This window comes from Pseudomonas cichorii (assembly GCF_003700275.1).
Lineage (GTDB): Bacteria > Pseudomonadota > Gammaproteobacteria > Pseudomonadales > Pseudomonadaceae > Aquipseudomonas > Aquipseudomonas cichorii_B.
The window spans coordinates 93,277-112,659 of record NZ_RBRE01000039.1 but is presented as its reverse complement, the minus strand read 5'-3'; the positions used below and the strand labels follow the sequence as shown (position 1 = coordinate 112,659).

Sequence of the window (19,383 nt, the reverse complement as noted above, 5' to 3'; positions counted from 1 at the left end):
CCTGTCGATTCTGATAAAGTCCGAAATCGTCAAAATCTGCTGACAGGAAGTCAAGCATGGCAAAACCAGCCGCCCGCATAACAGATCCGACCAGTTGCCCAATGCCTGGGCATGGCACCAAAGCGATTGCCTCAGGATCTCCAGACGTATTCTTCGATGGGCTCGCCGCAGCCCGCCAAGGTGATACCTGTACCTGTGGCAGTGCCCTGGCTTCGGCTGTATCTGCGACTGTATTTATCAATGGTAAAAACGCCGCATTGGTCGGCACCACGGGGACACACGGAGATGTCGTGATTGGCGGGTCCGGGACAGTGATTATTGGTGATTCGCATACACCTGCCCCGTTTATCCCTATTACCCCCCTGAACATCAACAAAACCCCGTATTCCGGACGCTTCCAGCTCATCGATCAGGCTACCGGCAAACCCGTTGCCGGGCGCAAGGTCAAGGTCTGGTCCAGTGATGGCTGGAGTGCCGTCAGCATTACCGATGCACAAGGCATGACATCGTGGGTCAACCACGATACCCCTGCATCCATTCATATAGATCTGGTGCAGGAAGACGAAGCATGAGCGATCAGCCCGGCATATCTCAGGGCGGCATGAGTCCTGAAGGCAAGACCACCCTGGTCGGTACTCTGAAACCCAGCCTCGACCCGCAAGACAAAAGGATACTGTGCTCGGCGATCTGCTACTGCAGCAGCACGCCCAACATCAGCCAGGATGGCAAAAGCCTTAAGCAGACCTGCGTGGCTCAGCGTTTGGGAGAGTTGGACGAACTTCTTCATAAACGCAGCCCATACAAGCCCGAGGTCAGCTACGACATGACGAAGCACCCACCACAGCCTATTCTGGACAGCCAGACCGGGGAAAACCCACATGGCTGGATACCCGGCTGGATCGACAAGTATTGGGATAAAGACCCGGAACATCCGCCCTTTGAACCTGGCAGCGGCATGATTCGCAGGCCCGACGTGGTGATCGTCAAGGATCCAGGCAAGCCACCCACGCAAGACAATATCAAGCAGGTGGTGGAAATGAAGTTCCCACCGGATCCACCAAATAGACAGCAGATGCTTGCCTACCAGAAAATCGCTGGTGACGAGAACAATGTCGTCGAAATGAAACCTACCGACTGCGACTGTAGCCAGGAAGAGCAGCAGTCCAAGGTGCCAGTTGAACAATTAGGTTGGGCCGCGGCTATCGCAAGCAGCGTGATATATATCTTCAGTCGTGGCCGCATACCTCGACCAGCAATTCCCGCCTATTGATTCGGAGAAAACCCATGAAACCAGAATTCAACATGGCCGAGGAACTCGCAAAGCAACCGCAACTGCTGGAAATGCCCGGCAACCTGCTGATGAAAGGCGGCCCTGAAAACTATATAGGTGCCGTGCTTTGCCTGCGCGGCACGCTCTATTTCAAAGAAGCCCATACGCCTCAAGTGCGCGAGGCAGTATGCCAATGCTTCGATGAGTTCAAGCATATTGCCGAGCCCCATCTTACCTGGCTATGGCGCGAAGAACCGCCAGAGGGAAAACCGTTAACGCCATACAGTAAAGCCAAAACCCTGCGCGAAATGCTGGCGGCCATGAGCGAGAATTTTCCTCTGAGCTTTTACTACACGAGCGGCAAGCAACCTGACGACGCCAGCGCCTGGTACTTCGAGCTTTTTGGCCAGCCTGCCTGGGAAGCCAAAATGGGAGACGACCTGAGCGTTCTGGAGTTCTCCGTTCCTCTGCTGTATCAGGAACAGAACCCACTCAAGTTTCTGCAACTGTTTATCGACTTCTCGAAACGCCTGAACCCGATACAGGGCTATGCAGGCCATGCCTACAACCTCTCGATAACCAAGCGGGATGACAACCAACCCACAGAAGCCTTCATGGCCACACGCATGCCCGGACTGGATGTAGGCACTGCGGCGCTCTTGGCTAATCGCCCGCAATTCAAAGCCAGCAAAATCAAAACGGTCAGTTGGCTGACACTGCTTGATCAAGAACGCTTGGAATTAGCAGGCGGGCTGGAAGCATTGCGCACGCAACTGCCACCGAGCCACTTCGCTTTCTACCGTTGCGAGAACGCCTTGGTGATACAAGCCGGCGCGTATCCCTACCTGACCGGTGATACCGAAGACCCGAAACCGGCGGCATACGTACTGCTGAACCACGCGCTTAAAAGCCTTCGCTATGACACCGTAAGTTCCCTGCACGGCGGCTCGCATGACGGCGAATTGCGCTTAGTCGGCTGGTCAGCAGATCAGTGGCTCAAACGTCTGGATGTGGATGAGAGCGAATTGCCCGTATGGAGTGCCAGGTTGCTTGGTAATGAGCCAGGTCTGGATGGATCGAATACTTTGCCAGGGCGGTTATAGAGCGTTGGCATGATGTACTTATCGACGGGCAGTGTTCATACATGGTTCATAAGTCATTACCAGCCAGTGCCTCAGCGAGGACTGGAAGCGTAATGATGAAAAAACTGATGATCGCAGCAATCTTGGCGGTGCTGGCTGTTCTGTACGTCGGCTATTACGAAGCGCTTGAGGATGGGGATATTGAAACTGTTATTTTTATCAAGAAGCATCCGACGTTTCAGGTGAAGTTTTACAATATTCATGCGAATGATGGGGAGGTTAGGCGGGTTGAGCGGCTCAGTAATGAGGAGCGGGAGCTGATTATTGATTACTGTCGCTACAAGTTGGGGATCGATACTGAGTTGAGTATGCAAAATGAGGTTGAGGCATGCAGGAAGAAATAGTTATTCTCTTTTGAGTCTCCTCCATATAGCCGGAACCTACATGCATCAGAATTGATGCCAAAAACGCATCGGAAGAAATTATGACTGAAAAAACACATAAATCAATCATCCGCTTCCATGTATTCAGCGAAAATCAATTAGCTTTCCAATGAATGGCAAATGCGGGATTGATAACATCGTAAAGCCATGATATAAAAACAATCACTTAAATATAGATATTTAGAATATCTAAAGTTCTACCAAGCTGGACTTTTTTGGAGGCAACACTATGAACTCTCCTATTCTTCTCGATTACCATGCAGAGCACGGCAGTTCAAAAATAAGAAGCTTTTATGTAGATGAAAAACTATATGTATCATTGGAGGATGTAGTTTTAACACTAGCAAAGTCCAACACAAGCATAAACAACAGAATAAAAACAGGACTAGGCGCCTTACTTAAAGCGCAATTAGAAGTATTAGACATTGATGAATACGAGCATTTCTCAGTCCCAGATGACACTTCCACCTCTCCAAGAAAAGAAGTATTCATAACTCAACCTGGTCTTTACAGATTAATTTCAAGAGATAACACTCCGGCAAGTAAAAAATTTCAACGCTGGCTATTCCACGAAGTTCTCCCCTCCATACACAAACACGGCACTTATCCTGCGCCCGAGAAACAAGATAGCTCTGAAATAATGTCGCTTGCGCATGCACTAGCTCAAAACACCAATCTTCTAATAAGGGAAATTGAAGAGCGTGAAAAGTTAGCGCTTGAAACCAAGCTAAGATTTGAAAACACAGAAAGAAGGCTTTATGAAATAAATCAAAAAATAGAAGAAATAACTCCTCAACTCGATCACAAAAACCATACAAGCATCTCTAATTACTGCGATGAAAACAAATTAGGCATTGACCAACAGCATCTCTGGGCCATGTGCACAAAGCTCTGCATAGAACAAGGAATAAGCGTAAAGAAGATCAGTAAAAATGGTACAAAAGACCATTTCTATCCTTTGGAAATAATTAAAAACTCAATCAAAATAATCAACAGGGAGTAAAAAATAATGAGTGAATTAATTCAGTCAGAACTTCCGTTAGAGCTACCCTCAGCTTCTTTCAAAGAAGTAGATGGCATTCAAATGGGAGTACTCAATGACACCACACCCTATTTAACCGAAAGAGGATTAGCTAGATTATGCGGTGTAAACCCCAAAACAATCAGTGACCTAGCCAATAACTGGGGTGACGAAAAGTTTAAACCACGCGGTAAAAGGATTAAGCAAATCCTTCATCAACACGACTTCAAAAGTGACAGGATAGTAATAAAAACAGAGCAGAACGGTCAAAAAATTAGCGCATATCCTGATGCTGTTTGCATGGCAGTTTTGGAATACTATGCATTCGACTCAGAAAATACTGACACTGAAACAGCACAAAGAAATTATCGGCTTTTAGCAAGAAAAACCCTGCGCGACTTCATATATGAAAGCGTTGGATTCTCCCCAGAGTCATTAAAGCTAGACTCTTGGAAACACTATCATGACAGAATTTTATTAAACAAACTCCCACCTGGATACTTCAGTGTTTTTAGAGAAATCGCTGACATTGTGGTTTCCGCAATAGACACCGGGCTTATTATCGATACGCATACCGTACCAGACATTAGCGTGGGGCAGATGTGGGCTAATAACTGGAAGTCTAAAGAACTGGAAATAACTCATGGTCCACGTCAAAAATTCGCCCATGAATATCCCGATTACTTCCCTCAATCATCAGCAAAAACCGAGGCCAATATATATCCATTAAGTGCTCTTGGCGAATTTAGGATATGGCTAGAAAACATCTATCTGCCTCAAAAATTTCCTGCCTACCTAGACAGAAAAATCTCTCAAGGTTACATCCCAAAACAAACAGCAGGCTTATTACTGGAGTCTCTAAACAAACCCGTAATCAAAAAATAATTCACAAGTGCGTGACTCACAGAAAACCTGTTTATCACGCAACTGCGATAGAGCTATTAAAGCTTGTCAAATATAGACCCACTAGAGGGCGTAAATATTTTGTGATACAGCCTGGTAGCATAATCATCAGTTGTACCCGCAAGATAGTCACAAACGACCCTCTTTTCCGAGTTCTCTGAAACGTAGCGCTTGTAGTATTTCTTTGGGAGAAGCCTTGAGGGGTTAGCTGAGATTGCGTCAAACAGCTTCACAATCATTTGCTGGCCTTTATACTCAAGCGTCTGCACTTCGGGTGTTTTTATAACATTCTCTCTCACAAATTCTTGCAGAATATCAAGCTCTTCTCTCACAACAGAAGGAAACGCAGCCTGATAATCCAGCAAGGCATGAGAAAATGCTCCCTGCTTCTTAACCTCAACATTCACAATAAAATAGCTGACCAGTTTACCGATAGCTGCCTTCCTGACTTTATTTTCGCCAGAAAAAAGCTGAGAAGTGTATAACTCAATTCTCTTTGCGAGCGGATAGTCCTTCAAAGAATCCATCAGCTTTGAAACAACCTCCTTTTTCCATCTACTTTCTGAAACCAAACCTAACGCAACCGAATCCTCCAGATCATGGACACCATATGCAATATCATCTGCCAACTCCATAATACTACAATCAAAAGACTTGTATTTTGGCTTATGGTGCTTACCCTTACCTTTCAGGGCAAACTCCATAAATTTTGAACGATCATTGGTAAACGGTTTGAAAACCCAATCTACATTATCCCTATCCGAATCAAAGATGCATTTAGGGGGCTTGAAAGAATCCAAATTAAGCCCTCCTACATCCCCATAAGCTTCAGGATTCACCACATCAGAGTAGTAGCTAGGATATTTAATCAGGCCAAGTAAAACTCTTCGGGTGAGGTTCAAGCCGTTAGAATCAGAATACTCACCCAACGATGTGCAGACACGAAGAGTCTGCGCATTTCCTTCAAACCCTTGGTCATCTCGCATAACATAATTAAGCGCGACCTCTCCACCATGACCAAAGGGTGGGTGACCAATATCATGCGCAAGCCCAAGTGACTCAATGAGATTTTGCCCGGGGATGATATTTAATATCTCCGTATCCTCAGAGCACTTCGTTTTTAAAAACTCAGCAATCCCTCCACCAATCTGCGCTACCTCTAAAGAGTGTGTCAGACGGGTTCTGTAAAAGTCACTTTCCCCCAAGCCCAAAACCTGTGTCTTACCTTGAAGCCTTCTAAAAAATGCCGAATGAATAATACGCGCCCGATCCCGAGCATACTCATCTCGTTTAAAGCTCGACTCTTCGACATTAAAAAACCGTTCTTCCCACATAAAACACTCCTTGTTCTAATCTATATTACAGAACAGACATCACTTTAATACATCTAGAAAACCTTAACATCCACACTGTTCTGCAAGACTTTCCTATGCAATGAGGCCACGATTTTGCTTGCCTGCCTCTAAATTTTAGGATCGCTGAGGCCCAACGCTCATGAGTTCTTCGGCATAAATCGAAAATACATAAATCTATGCAGACGGTCACCAATGATTATTTGTTGGATAAGGCGTCATCTCCTTCAAAAGCAGTGTTTTTTGACGAAAATATATTTGTAACAAAACAGGCAGTACGGCACCATCCTTTTCCTACAGAAAAAATGGAACAGGACTACAAGGTGAATACAAAGGCCTCACAACACGCCCTCGCTGGAGCTTTTGCATCGCAACAACTGACGGTAGGAAACATTTACACCCGTGCAGACCTGCGTGATCTGTTCCACATCACAGCCTCTAGTCTCAACAACGGCATCTTCAAACCAGCAGCCTTTGACTCCGTGTGGATTTTCGTGACGGAGCACAAAACGGCAGACAGAACGCAATACAACGACATCCTCACGGACGATGTGCTTCACATGGAAGGCCAGCTCAAAGGCGGTACTGACTATCTCCTCAAAGAGCACGTCGAGCGAGGCCTGGAATTGCTGTTGTTCTACCGCAAAAAGAAATACGAACACCCCGGCGCAGGCTTCACCTATGAAGGTCGCTTCCTCTATCAAAGCCACGAAGGCTCAGGCCCTACAAAATTCACGCTTCACCGCGAGATCGGCCCAGCTCTGGAAATCGCTGAAATCGAAGCTGAGCTGGAGACGCAAGGGGTATTTGACCCTACTGACATCATTGATGCCCGTAAGCGCACTCTTTCCAGCATCGTGCGTCGCCAAGGGCAGAAGTCTTTTCGTAAGAAGCTACTCAAGGCTTATGAAGGGCAATGCGCAGTAACCGGCTGCAGCATTGAAGCCTTGCTGGAGGCGGCTCATATCGTGCCGTATCAGGGCGCAGACACGAATGTGGTGAGTAACGGTTTGCTACTGCGCGCTGACATTCATACCCTGTTTGACTTAGGTCTGGTCTGGGTCAATCCCGATAGTTTGTTAGTAGAGCTGGCTGACGCACTTAAGCAAAGTGAATACGGCACGCTGGACCAAAAGCCGTTGTCGCTTCCTTCAACGCTATCAGACAGGCCAAGCGCGAAAGCCCTCCAGTCGCATCTCGATTCATTGTTATAGCCCGGGGCTCATAGCCGGGCGTTTGTCCGGCGCTCTGCAAACTTTCAGAATCGCCCTACAGCTTTGCATCTTGTCTGTCTTTCACCTGCGCCCTACCCTTGCTGCGCGCCTAAGAAACGCACAGAAACCCAAAAGTAGCGGCCTGTCCGCCCCCGATAAAATGCGGCTTTTTTGTACCTGCGGCTTTCGGCTGCTCGTCGTAAAATCGTGTTATGTCGGGAGTGGACTAATACAAGACCCGCAAGGGGAATACGTCCGGCCTTTTCTACTTTTGAGGTTTCTTAGCTCCCGACGCCTTTAAGCCAAATAAGAAAGCTAAATAAAAGTAGAGATTACGAAATGCCTAGAGATCCGAGCCTCGGACACCAAAACCTCGAACCTTTCCACCCCGCCACCTTCCTCCGCCACAACCGCCAACTCCGCGCCCTGCTCCTGGAAACCCAGGCCTGGTTCTCTGCCCGTGACCTGAGCAAGCTGATCGCCTGGCCCCTGAACGAGCGCACCACCAGCAAACTCGACCCGGACCAGCGCCGTACGCTGTGGCTGGAGAGCCACGGTCGTACCGAAGAGGCGTTGATGATCAGTGAGTCGGGGGTGTATGCGTTGCTGGTGCATCATTACCATCCCGAGCATCGCAGCCTGCGGCACTGGCTGACCAATGAGGTGGTCGCGGCGTTGCGCGATGAGCAGGTGCCGCCGCTGGAGAGCATGCCGAGTCTGAGTCTGCTGCAATGGCCAGGCCTGTCGCTGAGCATGTTGCATTGGCAGAGCGAGCCGTGGATCAGGCTGCGGGATGTGCCGCAGGTGTTGCCGTTGCCTGGGCAGGGTTTTGAGGGGCAACAAGGTCGCTCGGATGGGTCTTGGTGGCAGGGGGCTGCGAGGTTTTTTCAGGTGGTTTGATGGCTGATGGATTGTGTTGGGGCTGTCGCGGGTAAGCCCCCTCCACAGGGTTGTTTAGCCTGTGGGAGGGGTGAGGTTTCGCGAATGAATTCGCTCCTACCGATGCTCGTTAGCGGTTGAAACGCTCCGCCAGACTGTGCAGGTACTCGGCCATTTCTTCCAGTTCCTTGCTGATCTGCGAGCCTTGTTGAGCCTGGCCGGCGCTCTGGTCGCAGAGTTGCGCGATGCGGGTGATCTGCTGGCTGATGTTTTCCGCTACGTGGGTCTGTTCTTCCGAGGCGGAGGCCATTTGTTGGCTCATGCCGGTGATGCGCGTTACCGACTGGCTGATGCCGTCGAGGGCCTTTTGTACGGCTTCGACGCTGGCGACGCTTTCCTGGGAGATCTGCTCGCCTTTGCTGGCGGTCATCACGGCGCGGTCTGCGCCGTCACGCAGCGAGGTGATGATTTGCTGGATCTGTTCGGTCGAGGACTGGGTGCGTGAAGCCAGCGAGCGGACTTCGTCGGCCACCACGGCAAAGCCACGGCCCTGTTCGCCGGCACGGGCGGCTTCGATGGCGGCGTTGAGGGCCAGCAGGTTGGTTTGCTGGGCAATCGAGGTGATCACGTCGACGACGCTGCCGATCGATTGGGTAGCGCTGGCCAGTTCTCCGACAGCGGTGCCGATTTCAGTTACCGAGTTGGCCATGTGACGGATTGCCAACAGGCTGTCATCGGCCAGGCTGCGTCCTTGCTGGGCCAGTTTGTCGGCCTCTTCAGCAGCATGGGCGGTGCTTTGGACGTTGTGGGTGACTTCCTGAATGGTCGCAGCCATCTGGTTGATCGCGGTGGCCGACTGGTCGGTTTCGCTGCGCTGTTGATCGAGGGAGCGCGCTTGTTGATGCGACAGTTGCGCCGATTGCCCGGCGTGGCGCCTGACGTTTTCGCCGGTGTCCACCAGACGGGTCAAGGCGGTTTGCAGGCGCGCTTCTTCGCTGAGCAAAGCCAGATCGAGCTGTGCCTGTGGGCCGCGGTTGTCGCTGTAGGTCAGTGCGACCAGTGCGCTGGTAAAAGCTTTTGGATGGTCGTCCAGGGTCTGTTGAATGTTGCGCCGCTGGCGTACTTCGAGGTAGGCGCCAAGCGCGAGTACGACGGCCAGGATCAGGGCGAAGGAAGCCGTGTCATCGAGCAGGTACACGCCCGTGATCATGACGATCGCGCAGAGGATCATCGGCAGTTGCCGGCGCAGGTGGTAAACCGCAGAACCGGTCTTGGACACCGCCGACTTGCCTGCGCGCAGACGGGCGTAAAGGGCTTCGGCGCGGCGCACCTGTTCGCGGGTCGGCAGCGAGCGAACCGATTCATAACCGACGATGCGACCGTTTTCATACACGGCAGTGACGTAGGCGCTGACCCAATAGAAGTCGCCCTGTTTGGAGCGGTTCTTGACGATGCCCATCCATGGCTTGCCCTGCTTGATGGTTTCCCACATATGGGCAAACACGGAAGGCGGCATGTCCGGATGGCGAACCAGGTTGTGGGGCTGGCCGATCAGCTCTTCGCGGGTAAAGCCGCTGAGCGCCACGAAGGCATCGTTGCAGTAGGTAATGTGGCTGTTGAGGTCCGTGGTGGAAATCAAACGCTCAGACGCGGGAAAGGTTCTCTCGTTCTGAGTAACTGGCATGTTCACACGCATCTAGAAGACCTCTCCCTGATAAAATCTTCAAATACCGGGTACCTTGAAGGTTTAGCACAGTCTTTCAAAGTGACAACCGGAATCGCATCGGCATATATATCGACCCTCTTGTGAGGGCCTTTAGTTATTATCAAACACATATTTTCATGCGCTGAAGCAGCCTTTATCGTTGTGCCCTTCAAGCGCGCAAAGGTAGAAGCTTTGGTACTCGAAAGAGTCACTATTGGCTTGTTCTATTTGTTTAAAACCGGGCTGTAGGGCGGATAATTCCTTTACTTCATCCCTGCAATCTCTGCACCATGGGCGCCCTTTTCGCAGGCCTCTCGCCCCGCTTCGTCACAGGCAACGGATATGTCACGCAAACCCTCTTCAACCCTTGAAGCCCTTGTTCATGTCGCCGCCAAATTGCCCTGGTGGCTGAGTATTAGCCTGGCAATTGGCATTGGCGCCTACCTGAATTCGGTCGCGAGTGCACCGATGCCCTTGCTGGCAGATGCGCGTCAGTTGGACACACTGCTGATTCACTCGGCGTTCAAGGGGTTTGCGACGTTCGGGCAGTACATCCTGCCGATCACCTTGCTGGTCGGCGCGCTGGTGTCGTTTCTGGCCAGGCGCAAACGGCGCAGGTTGCTGGAGTCGGCCGCGCTGCCGGGCGCCAATACGCTGACCGGTATCAGTTGGCACGAGTTCGAGTTGCTGGTTGGCGAGACGCTGCGGCATCAGGGTTTCAGTGTGCAGGAAACCGGTGGCAATGGCCCGGATGGCGGCGTGGATCTGGTGATCTACAAGGACGGCGAGAAGTATCTGGTGCAGTGCAAGCAGTGGCGCGCGATACAGGTTGGCGTGCCGGTGGTGCGTGAGTTGTACGGCGCAATGGCGGCTGAAGGCGCGGTGGGTGGCCTGGTGATTACCAGTGGCCGCTTCAGCAAGCCGGCCCGGCAGTTCGCTTCGGGGCGTAATCTGCGGCTGGTGGATGGCGAGTTGCTGAACCAGTGGATTGCCCGGACCCGCAGCGTTGCGCCGCCGCTGGTAGAGCCTGTGGCGCCTGTGGAACACAAGGCGACCGCGCCGGTTATCGAAGTGCCTGAGCCGGTACAACCCGCGCCGCCAGCCGAGCCGGTCATACAACCGGTCGCGCCCAATTGCCCGCATTGCAAGAAGAGCATGATCATGAAAGTGGCGCGCACCGGGCGTAATGCCGGTGGCAACTTCTGGGGGTGTATGGATTATCCGAAGTGCAAGGGTATTCGCGGTATATTTCCGAGCATGTGAAGCTGTTGTATTTCAACTTTGTGTATGTTTTTAAACAACTTTTTAAACTTGCTGCCATCCGGCCCATGAGGAAGTGCAATGCGAACATTCAGTCTTAAAGCAGTGATGATGTGCGTTGCATTAGTCGGTTGCCAGAGCCTGTTGAGCGTGCAGGCCGCGACCAAACCCGCCGCCGAGAAACAGGCCGCAGCCAGCCAGAAGGCGTCGTTGCTTGGCGGCAAGCTGGCCTTCACCCTGCCCGCCGGTTACGTGAAAGGCGAAATGCCGGAGATCGATGCCAAGGCAATTGCCCAGGGCGTGACGGGCGCGCTGTACACCCATCAGGCTCAGCAGCGGGTGGTGATCGTCACCGAGACGCCGATCCCGATGGAGGTGCAGGCCAGCGATAACGACAGCCTGGTTCTGGATGGCCTGGTCGCCGGGACCCTGGCTCAGCAGCGCTCCGGTTACACGGACGTCAAGGAACTGGGTGAGAAAACGATCGTCAAGAAGAACGGGCTGGGGATTCGTCAGGTAGACATTTCCGCAACCATGAGTGGCGCGAAGGTATTGAGCACCACCATTTTCGCGGCATCGGGTACGCGCGCGGCGATTCTGAACGTGATCTCCAGTGCGAAGCACCCGGCAGAGCATGCGCAGATGGTGAAGACGGTTATCGGGCAGTAGCCCTGTAGGAGCCAATTCATTGGCGAAGAGGCCGGTGAGCATCCGGGAGAGGTGTGTTGGCCGAGATGCTGCTGTCGCGAGCAAGCTCCCTCCCACAGGATGAACACAATCCTTGCCCGCGACGGGGCCAGACGTTCTACAGCGGGCAGTTTTCGCGAATGGCGGTAAATAGCCGCTCGATCAGCTTGTGCACCTTGGGCAATGCTTCGCGGCTGCGGGGCCAGACCAGGTGCAGCGCCAGGCCTTCGGTGCTCAGGTACGGGAGGATTTCCACCAGTTCACCGCGTTGCAGTTGTTCTTCGATCAGCCAGGTGGCCAGTTGGGCGATACCGCAGCCGCTGGCGGCGGCGAGCACCAGTGCTTCGCCGTTGCCGACGACGATCCGGCCTTCGATGGCGCGGCTTTGCGGCTGGCCTTCGGCATCCACAAACAACCACGAACTGGTGCTGCCATCGTCTCTGCCGAACAGGATGCAGTCATGCCCGCTCAGGTCTTCGGCGGTGCGCGGGATGCCGCGTCGCTCCAGGTAAGCCGGTGCCGCGCAGAAGATCAGCCGCTCGGTGCCCAGGTAGCGATGCCCGACACCCGCGGGCCAGACCTGCGGACCACCGATGCGCACCGTCAGGTCGATGCCCTCTTCCACCAGATCGACGAAGCGGTCGGTAAAGGTGATGCGCGGGCGCAGTTTGGGGTACTGCTCGGCAAACTCGAGGATCAAGGGCAGCACATACGAGCGTCCGAACGAGGCCGGCAGGTCGATGCGCAATTGCCCGGCCGGTTCCGAGCGCTGGGCCAGCAAGGCAGTTTCGGCGTCTTCCAGTTCGGCCAGCATGCGCAGGCAGACTGTGTGATAGGCAACGCCCTCTTCAGTCAGGGCCAGGCTGCGCGTGGTGCGCTCGAACAGGCGCATGCCCAGACGGCTTTCCAGGCGCGCCACGCTTTTGCTGACCGCCGAGTTGGTCAGGTTCAGACGCTCGGCAGCAGCGGTAAAGCTGCCCGCGCTGGCCACCGCGACAAAGGTGGTGATGCCCTTGAGACGATCGGGAGAAAACACATTGCACCTGCCATTCTGGAAATTATTTCCATAGTGCCCTGAAAATTCGCCAAAGATAAGAACTGCTTTCCGCAATAAACTGACACATTCTCCGTTTCGAGTTGTGTCATGTCATATTCCGAATCTGCTTCCAGCGCCGCCACCAGCGGCGCACCTTCCACGGGCACAAGGCTGTCCATTGCGATCCTGGCGCTTGCCGGGTTTGTGATCGTCACCACCGAGTTTCTGATTATCGGCCTGTTACCTGCCCTGGCGCGGGATCTGGGGATTTCGATCTCGGTGGCGGGTTTACTGGTCACGCTGTTTGCCTTCACGGTGATGCTCTTCGGCCCGCCGCTGACGGCCATGCTTTCGCACCTGGATCGCAAACGCACCTTTATCGTCATCCTGCTGATCTTTGCCGCGTCCAACGCCCTGGCAGCGGTATCGAGCAATATCTGGGTGCTGGCGCTGGCCCGCTTCATCCCGGCGCTGGCGCTGCCGGTGTTCTGGGGAACCGCCAGTGAAACCGCCAGCCTGCTGGCTGGCCCGAAAAACGCCGGCAAGGCGGTGGCGCAGGTTTATCTGGGCATTTCCGCAGCCATGTTGCTGGGGATTCCGCTGGGCACGGTGTTTGCCGATGCGGTGGGCTGGCGTGGAGCGTTCTGGGCGCTGACCGTGCTTTCCGGCTTGATGGCGTTGCTGTTGGCCGTATCGATGCCGCATCTGCAGCCGACCGAAAAAGTCGGCCTCGCACAACAGGCCAGAATTCTGCGCGATCCGCATTTCATGGCCAACCTGCTGCTGTCGATCCTGCTGTTTACGGCAATGTTCGCCGCCTATACCTATCTGGCCGATACGCTGGAACGTCTTGCCAACATTGCACCGGCTCAGGTCGGCTGGTGGTTGATGGGCTTTGGTGCGGTCGGCCTGATCGGTAATGGCCTGGGCGGGCGTTATGTCGACCGCAGTCCGCTGGGCTCGACCATGGTCTTTGCCCTGCTGCTGGCGCTGGGCATGAGTGCCAGCGTGCCCATGGCCGGTTCGTTGCCGCTACTGGCGGTGGTGCTGGTGGTCTGGGGCATTGCGCATACCGCGCTGTTCCCGGTCTGCCAGATTCGGGTGATGAAAGCCGCCCCGCAGGCCCAGGCACTGGCGGGCACCTTGAATGTGTCGGCCGCCAACGCCGGGATCGGCCTGGGTTCGATCATCGGCGGCGCGACCATCGAGCATCTTGGGCTGGATGCGGTGGGCCATGTTGCGGCTGGCATTGCGCTGCTCGCCATTGCGATGGCCTGGGTGACAAAGCGGCAATCGCGGCAGTTGAATAGCTGATTCGATCTGTTGTTGGCCAAGGGTCGAACAGTTGGTTTCACGCTGTTCGACCTCGCCCTTTGATTAAAGCGTCAGGTTTTTGAACGTTTAATCGCGTGAAAATGACAGCTTTTTGACCTATAGCAGGAGATATAGCGCTAAACACGTATATTTTATGATTACTGGCAAAAGGCTCTTCCCATCGGTGCGGACATCAGGCGAAACTCTTGCCCTTCGGTCAAGCACAGAGGTTTTCTGGCCGGGTCGTACAACAGTCCGGTAAGCGCTATGAACACACAACGCGGCAAAGGTCTTTCATTTGCCAAGAGAATTTATGCCCCCCGCACAGTCGGTGTGAGCATAGGTTTCTTTACGGTCGCTGTGTCGTTGCATCAGGTCAACGCGGCGTTCTGGTTATGGCCTGTAGCAGCGTTCAATGCCTTTATCTGGCCGCATGTCGCCTACCAACTCGCAAAACGTTCATCTCACCCCTACAAGGCCGAATGGCGCAATCTGCTCATGGATTCTCTCATGGGCGGCATCTGGGTCGGCGCCATGGGTTTCAGTGTCCTGCCGAGCGTGACCGTGCTGGCGATGATGGCCATGCACAATATGGCAGCAGGCGGCCCGCGCTTGATGGTCCAGGGTTTTGTGGCGCAGTTCCTGGGGACAATGGTCGCGCTGGTGGGCCTGGCCCCGGTGATCAATTTCCATAACAACACGGCCCAGATCTATGCCTGTCTGCCGGTGTTGGTGATCTATCCGATCTTTATTGGCTGGATGAGCCATCAGTTCGCTCTCAGGTTGTGGGAGCACCGGAATGCTCTCAGCGAACTCAGCCGCACCGACAGCCTGACCGGCCTGATCAATCATGGCTCATGGAAAGACCTGCTCGAATCCGAGTTCATCAAGAGTCGTAAACAGGAACAACCGAGCACCATTGCGCTGATCGATATTGATCATTTCAAGTCGATCAACGACACCTATGGTCACATCATGGGTGACACCGTGCTCAAGAGCATCAGCGAAGCCCTTTCTGAGAACCTGCGCGATACCGACCTGGCAGGCCGCTATGGCGGCGATGAGTTCTGCATCATCCTGCCCGGCACCGATGCCGAACAGGCCAGCGAGATTCTTGAGCGCCTGCGCAAGGTGGTCAATGACAACACCGACCTGTTGCTCCCCGACCTCAATATCAGCCTGAGCATCGGCATTGCGGCTTATCAGCCGCATCTCACGGATGCTGCCATGTGGCTGCACGAAGCGGACAAGGCGCTGTACATCGCCAAGGCCAGTGGCCGCAACCAGGTGGTGAGCATTGAGGACCACTCCCAGGAACGCCTGCGCCTGACCGTCCAGCACTGACAGCTGGCGTCAGGGTTCAATCAGCATTTCCCGCCAGCAGCGACAGGTTTTCCAGCAGCCATTGAGGCGTGTGCTGTTCAAGGATCACGCTCAGTGGCCGTGTCAGGTCGAGCTTGCCGTAGAGGGCTTCCTCATGATCGAGATGGCTTTGCTGAACCGCCCGATAATTGAGCGGATAAATGCTCTGCTCGACCGGCAGCAAGGCGTCGAAATGCTCCAGCAGGCCATGGAAAACAATACGCCGCTCGACCGTGTCACGAGTGGTGGCGATCAGTTTGGCGAAGTATTCGCTATCGCGCTGGCGTAGCGCTTCGGCTGCGGCATAGCGTTCGGCATGGGTGTAAGGCGCCAGTTCGTCATACACGACACAGCACAGAAACTCACGGGACATGCCGGCAAACGGGTTCTGCACCGCTTCTCGCCGACGGTAACGCCCCAGAATGAACTGGACGGTTTTCTCGGCCAGCAACTGGTGTTCGCGATCATGGACCTCATACAGGTCTTCAAAAACCGACGCCTGCCTGCCCAATTGCGGGACCTCTTGGCAAAACCGGGCGAACAAGCCTTTGGGGCCGAGGACATTGGCCTGCTGCTCGCAGAGTTGAGCCATGGACAGTGCAGACTGCCGGGTCGCCAACTGTTGAAAATCCATCAGGGCAGAGATGCCCGATGCCTGCGGCACCAGCCGCATGGGTTGCCGCGGCTGGTCCTCACTTTGAATAAAACAGACTGTCATCAAATAACTCCTTTTTATTGTTTGCTCTTGGTTGTGCCGAGGTGTTCAACGCCGCCACGGATCCTCATATCGAATAGTTGAATGAGCATCGAAGTTCAGTGAGCGGAGGTAATATTCAAGTTTCAGCCGACAAGTAATACCGCGACAGCCTCCCCAACTGTCCGGCCACTGATCTTCAGGGCGTCATGCACTTTTCTTTATCGAACGCAGCGAATGCAGCCCTGCCCTGATTACACTAATCAGCGCCTCCCCTGAACAACAGGGATTATGTGCAGTCTGTCTCGTTGCACAACCCGACAGATGTAGGGGGTTGCGTGTTCTTTCTGCTCATCAGCCGCGCCACATAACGCGCAACCAGCTCGGTGCGTGTCTTGACCTGGCTCTTTCTGAGCAACGAAGAAACGTGATCGCGCACGGTGTAGCCGCTGATACAGAGCTGCTGCGCGATTTGCTTGTTGGTGCAGCCTTGCAACAACAGAAGCAAGACCTCCTGTTCCCTGATGGTTACCCACATATTGGTTCTCCTTGTGATTAGCCTGTCCACGTGCAAACTGTAGGAAGTTTCTTACACTTTGCCTTCCCTGGCTTCAATAACGAATCGGCACACCGGTACATTTATTTAGAACTATTTTTTCACCCCCGATGCTGCGCGAAAAATAAAATCAAACACACTTAAAGAAAATTACCAGAAAATCTTATAACCAAAGAAAACTCCTACATTATCGCCAGAACACTCCCAACTAATTCATTAAAAAATCGCCATAGGAAAGCCTTTCATCTGCCCCTTAAGAACAGACGAATTTATTGACGGCATGAATACCGTGCCATGCACAGAGAAAGTGCAAGATAAACTTGCACAATGAGAATTACAATCAGTTGTTACAATTGGATCCTGTCACTGACACATATTCAAACACACGTCACAACAATGTATGTCACAACCACTCAGCCCGTCTGTCAGGGCTGTCGGGCTGAGTGGTATTCATGCCTTGGCGGGCTCGACGATTGCCTCGGCAATGGGCTTGCACCGATTCAAGGCTGAAGATCGAACAGCGCCTTGCCGCTTTCCATGTCGAAAGGCGCCGAAAAATGCTCATGCACTGCTTTCCAGCCTTCGGCAGTCATACGGTATCCGGCGCTGGCGCGCATCCATGAGCCCTTCATCTCGCCGCCTTCTTCAGCACTGCCGCAATGGTTCAGCCAATGGGCAAAGGCCACCTCGCCATCGGCATGTACGGTGAGGTCCTGCATTTCAAACAGCATTGCGCCCTCGCACATGCCAAGACAGTATTTCCAGTGCTCGCGATAAGCCTCAAGCCCCTTGAACTGCAACTGGATGATTGCATCGAAGGCGATCACTTCAGGGTGGTAATAGGCTGTGATCGCGTCCAGGTCCTTGTTGCGCACAGCCATGGCCCAGCGCTCCAGCGACGCCTGGATCTGCTCTCTGGCGTTGTCGTTATCAATCGTGGTGCTCATGAAAACGCTCCTGGCCGTGGTCGGCCCGGTTTCGTCAGGTGCAGCATGCTGTGCGGTTGCAGATTCAAGGTCTTGGAACAGCGACACATGCTGCAGGAATATGGATTACTACCTGTAAGGCATTGCTCAAACGCCTGGTTTCGTCAGGCAGAAACCCGCCCGTTGTTTCCTGGCCCGTCATGGCGCTCCCGCATACGGGTTGCGGTTTGCCAGGAGACAACTGAAAAGCTTAGCTCTGCGGGGGAAAAATGGAGCCTCTGGCTATGAACGGTTATCGGCATGCAGGCTCAAGTCATCGACCGTCATGCCCTTGTGCAGGCCGAAGACTGCCGCCGTCAGCAAACCTGCGCCGCCCATGACTACGCCATAGACCACACAGACCCATGGGCTCCAGGGCATCAGGGCAATCAGCAACAGCGGTGTGGTGCTGGCCCAAAGGGCGTAAGCGATGTTGTAGGTGAAGGAAATACCCGATACCCGGATACCGGGCGGGAACAGTCCGACCATCACCGATGGCACGACACCGACAATTCCGCAGGCCAGCCCGGCAAGCGCGTAGGCAATGGCCGGTGTCAGCCAGTTGAGTATCAGGCTGGCGTACAACACGCCAATGCCCAGCGGCAGCAGCAAGCTATAGACAATCACCCCGCGCCAGGCGCCGATGCGGTCCACCAGCATGCCCGCCAGCACGCAACCGATATTGAGAAAGACAATGCCTACCGCGCTGAGGGCAAAAGTGTCACTGGCACTGATGCCGAACCGCTTTTGCATCACGGTCGGGGTAATGACCACCAGCACCACCACCGCCGAGGTCAGCACGCAGGTGAGCAAGGCCGCCGGCAATAGCGACTGGCGATGCTCGCGCAATACCTGGCTCAGCGGCAGGGCCTGCACGTTTTCACGCCGTTTCTGCAGGGCAATGAAGACCGGCGTTTCGTTCAACCAGCGCCGCAGCCAGACGCCCACCACGCCGAATACGCCGCCCAGCAGGAACGGAATGCGCCAGGCGTAATCGAGGATTTCGGCCGGCGTGAAGACCCGGGCCAGCCAGGTTGCGGTCAGGGCTCCCAGCAGGTAGCCGAAGGTCAGCCCGGCCTGCAGCACGCCCAGGGCATACCCGCGATGACCCGGCGGCGCATGCTCGGCAACGAACACCCAGGCGCTCGGCACTTCACCCCCCACCGCTGCGCCTTGCAGAACCCGCAGCGCCAGCAGGACCAACGGCGCCCAGTAACCGATCTGGGCGTAGGTCGGCATGATGCCGATCAGCAGACAGGGCAAGGCCATCATCAGGATGCTCAGGCTGAACATCCGCTTGCGCCCCAGCCGGTCGGCAAAGTGCGCCATCAGAATCCCGCCCAGCGGACGCGCCAGATAGCCGGTAACGAAGATCCCGAAGCTTTGCAGCAGGCGCAGCCATTCGGGCATTTCCGGGGGGAAGAACAGCTGGCTGAGGATCAGGGCAAAGAAGACGAAGATGATGAAATCGTAGATTTCCAGAGCGCCGCCCAGGGCTGCAAGGCTCAAGGTCTTGTAGTCGCCCCTGGAAAATGGCTGAGGGCGTGGTTTAACAATGGCTGTCATGAAGCCCCCGTAAACATGGCTGGAAAAAGCGCCTGCGCGCGCAGGGCGCGAAGAATAGCAAAGCTGATGGTTTT

Annotated in this window: 19 protein-coding genes; 12 read left to right on the top strand and 7 right to left on the bottom strand. The window is 54.1% G+C overall.

What is annotated here, in order from left to right:
- Positions 1-56 precede the first annotated feature (56 nt).
- From ALQ04_RS10245 to ALQ04_RS10220, 6 genes are all read left to right on the top strand, one after another.
- Positions 57-572, top strand: a complete 516-nt coding sequence (locus ALQ04_RS10245) for a PAAR domain-containing protein (RefSeq protein ID WP_122315643.1) — start codon at positions 57-59, stop codon at positions 570-572.
- Complete coding sequence (locus ALQ04_RS10240) at positions 569-1,270, top strand: VRR-NUC domain-containing protein (protein ID WP_122315642.1); 702 nt, start codon at positions 569-571, stop codon at positions 1,268-1,270. Before ALQ04_RS10245 ends, ALQ04_RS10240 begins: the two co-directional genes overlap by 4 nt.
- A 14-nt stretch (positions 1,271-1,284) precedes the next feature.
- Entirely contained in the window at positions 1,285-2,373 is a 1,089-nt protein-coding gene (locus ALQ04_RS10235) for a DUF3396 domain-containing protein (RefSeq protein WP_122315641.1), read from the top strand.
- A gap of 95 nt (positions 2,374-2,468) precedes the next feature.
- A complete protein-coding gene (locus tag ALQ04_RS10230; protein WP_122315725.1) occupies positions 2,469-2,756 on the top strand; it encodes a hypothetical protein in 288 nt (95 codons plus the stop codon).
- Between the two features lie 268 nt (positions 2,757-3,024).
- A complete protein-coding gene (locus tag ALQ04_RS10225) occupies positions 3,025-3,798 on the top strand; it encodes a BRO family protein (RefSeq protein ID WP_122315640.1) in 774 nt (257 codons plus the stop codon).
- Positions 3,799-3,804: 6 nt separating this feature from the next.
- Positions 3,805-4,701 (top strand): hypothetical protein, encoded by an 897-nt coding sequence (locus ALQ04_RS10220; protein ID WP_122315639.1) that lies wholly within the window; start codon positions 3,805-3,807, stop codon positions 4,699-4,701.
- 56 nt (positions 4,702-4,757) lie between these two features.
- Here the strand turns inward: ALQ04_RS10220 and ALQ04_RS10215 are convergent, their stop codons facing one another.
- Positions 4,758-6,053, bottom strand: a complete 1,296-nt coding sequence (locus tag ALQ04_RS10215) for an anti-phage deoxyguanosine triphosphatase (protein WP_122315638.1) — start codon at positions 6,051-6,053, stop codon at positions 4,758-4,760.
- Between the two features lie 197 nt (positions 6,054-6,250).
- On the opposite strand from ALQ04_RS10215, the gene ALQ04_RS27235 reads away from it, so the two are divergent.
- Positions 6,251-7,285 carry a DUF3427 domain-containing protein gene (locus ALQ04_RS27235; RefSeq protein WP_122315637.1) on the top strand — a complete coding sequence of 345 codons (1,035 nt, stop codon included), beginning with the start codon at positions 6,251-6,253 and terminating at the stop codon, positions 7,283-7,285.
- Positions 7,286-7,624: 339 nt separating this feature from the next.
- Positions 7,625-8,185 carry a Bro-N domain-containing protein gene (locus ALQ04_RS10205; protein WP_122315636.1) on the top strand — a complete coding sequence of 187 codons (561 nt, stop codon included), beginning with the start codon at positions 7,625-7,627 and terminating at the stop codon, positions 8,183-8,185.
- Positions 8,186-8,294: 109 nt separating this feature from the next.
- Here ALQ04_RS10205 and ALQ04_RS10200 read toward each other — a convergent pair whose 3' ends face one another.
- Complete coding sequence (locus ALQ04_RS10200; RefSeq protein ID WP_409077250.1) at positions 8,295-9,848, bottom strand: methyl-accepting chemotaxis protein; 1,554 nt, start codon at positions 9,846-9,848, stop codon at positions 8,295-8,297.
- A 363-nt stretch (positions 9,849-10,211) separates the two neighbouring features.
- Between ALQ04_RS10200 and ALQ04_RS10195 the strand changes: the two genes are divergently transcribed.
- Both ALQ04_RS10195 and ALQ04_RS10190 read left to right on the top strand, forming a co-directional pair.
- The gene (locus ALQ04_RS10195; protein ID WP_122315634.1) at positions 10,212-11,132 is read left to right on the top strand and encodes a restriction endonuclease; all 921 of its coding nucleotides are present in this window, start codon (positions 10,212-10,214) and stop codon (positions 11,130-11,132) included.
- 78 nt (positions 11,133-11,210) lie between these two features.
- Positions 11,211-11,798, top strand: coding sequence for a polyribonucleotide nucleotidyltransferase (locus ALQ04_RS10190; protein ID WP_122315633.1), 588 nt, complete (start codon positions 11,211-11,213; stop codon positions 11,796-11,798).
- A 136-nt stretch (positions 11,799-11,934) separates the two neighbouring features.
- Here the strand turns inward: ALQ04_RS10190 and ALQ04_RS10185 are convergent, their stop codons facing one another.
- A complete protein-coding gene (locus tag ALQ04_RS10185) occupies positions 11,935-12,852 on the bottom strand; it encodes a LysR family transcriptional regulator (RefSeq protein ID WP_122315632.1) in 918 nt (305 codons plus the stop codon).
- A gap of 108 nt (positions 12,853-12,960) precedes the next feature.
- On the opposite strand from ALQ04_RS10185, the gene ALQ04_RS10180 reads away from it, so the two are divergent.
- Both ALQ04_RS10180 and ALQ04_RS10175 read left to right on the top strand, forming a co-directional pair.
- Positions 12,961-14,166 (top strand): MFS transporter, encoded by a 1,206-nt coding sequence (locus ALQ04_RS10180; protein WP_122315631.1) that lies wholly within the window; start codon positions 12,961-12,963, stop codon positions 14,164-14,166.
- A 267-nt stretch (positions 14,167-14,433) separates the two neighbouring features.
- Positions 14,434-15,510 carry a diguanylate cyclase gene (locus ALQ04_RS10175; RefSeq protein WP_122315630.1) on the top strand — a complete coding sequence of 359 codons (1,077 nt, stop codon included), beginning with the start codon at positions 14,434-14,436 and terminating at the stop codon, positions 15,508-15,510.
- A 16-nt stretch (positions 15,511-15,526) separates the two neighbouring features.
- Here ALQ04_RS10175 and ALQ04_RS10170 read toward each other — a convergent pair whose 3' ends face one another.
- The 4 genes from ALQ04_RS10170 to ALQ04_RS10155 all read right to left on the bottom strand — a co-directional run bounded on the left by ALQ04_RS10170 (position 15,527) and on the right by ALQ04_RS10155 (position 19,309).
- Positions 15,527-16,246, bottom strand: coding sequence for a hypothetical protein (locus tag ALQ04_RS10170; RefSeq protein ID WP_122315629.1), 720 nt, complete (start codon positions 16,244-16,246; stop codon positions 15,527-15,529).
- 265 nt (positions 16,247-16,511) lie between these two features.
- The gene (locus ALQ04_RS10165) at positions 16,512-16,760 is read right to left on the bottom strand and encodes a LuxR C-terminal-related transcriptional regulator (RefSeq protein ID WP_122315628.1); all 249 of its coding nucleotides are present in this window, start codon (positions 16,758-16,760) and stop codon (positions 16,512-16,514) included.
- A gap of 518 nt (positions 16,761-17,278) precedes the next feature.
- Positions 17,279-17,725 (bottom strand): nuclear transport factor 2 family protein, encoded by a 447-nt coding sequence (locus ALQ04_RS10160; RefSeq protein ID WP_122315627.1) that lies wholly within the window; start codon positions 17,723-17,725, stop codon positions 17,279-17,281.
- 261 nt (positions 17,726-17,986) lie between these two features.
- Positions 17,987-19,309 (bottom strand): MFS transporter, encoded by a 1,323-nt coding sequence (locus tag ALQ04_RS10155; RefSeq protein ID WP_122315626.1) that lies wholly within the window; start codon positions 19,307-19,309, stop codon positions 17,987-17,989.
- Between the last annotated feature and the right edge of the window lie 74 nt (positions 19,310-19,383).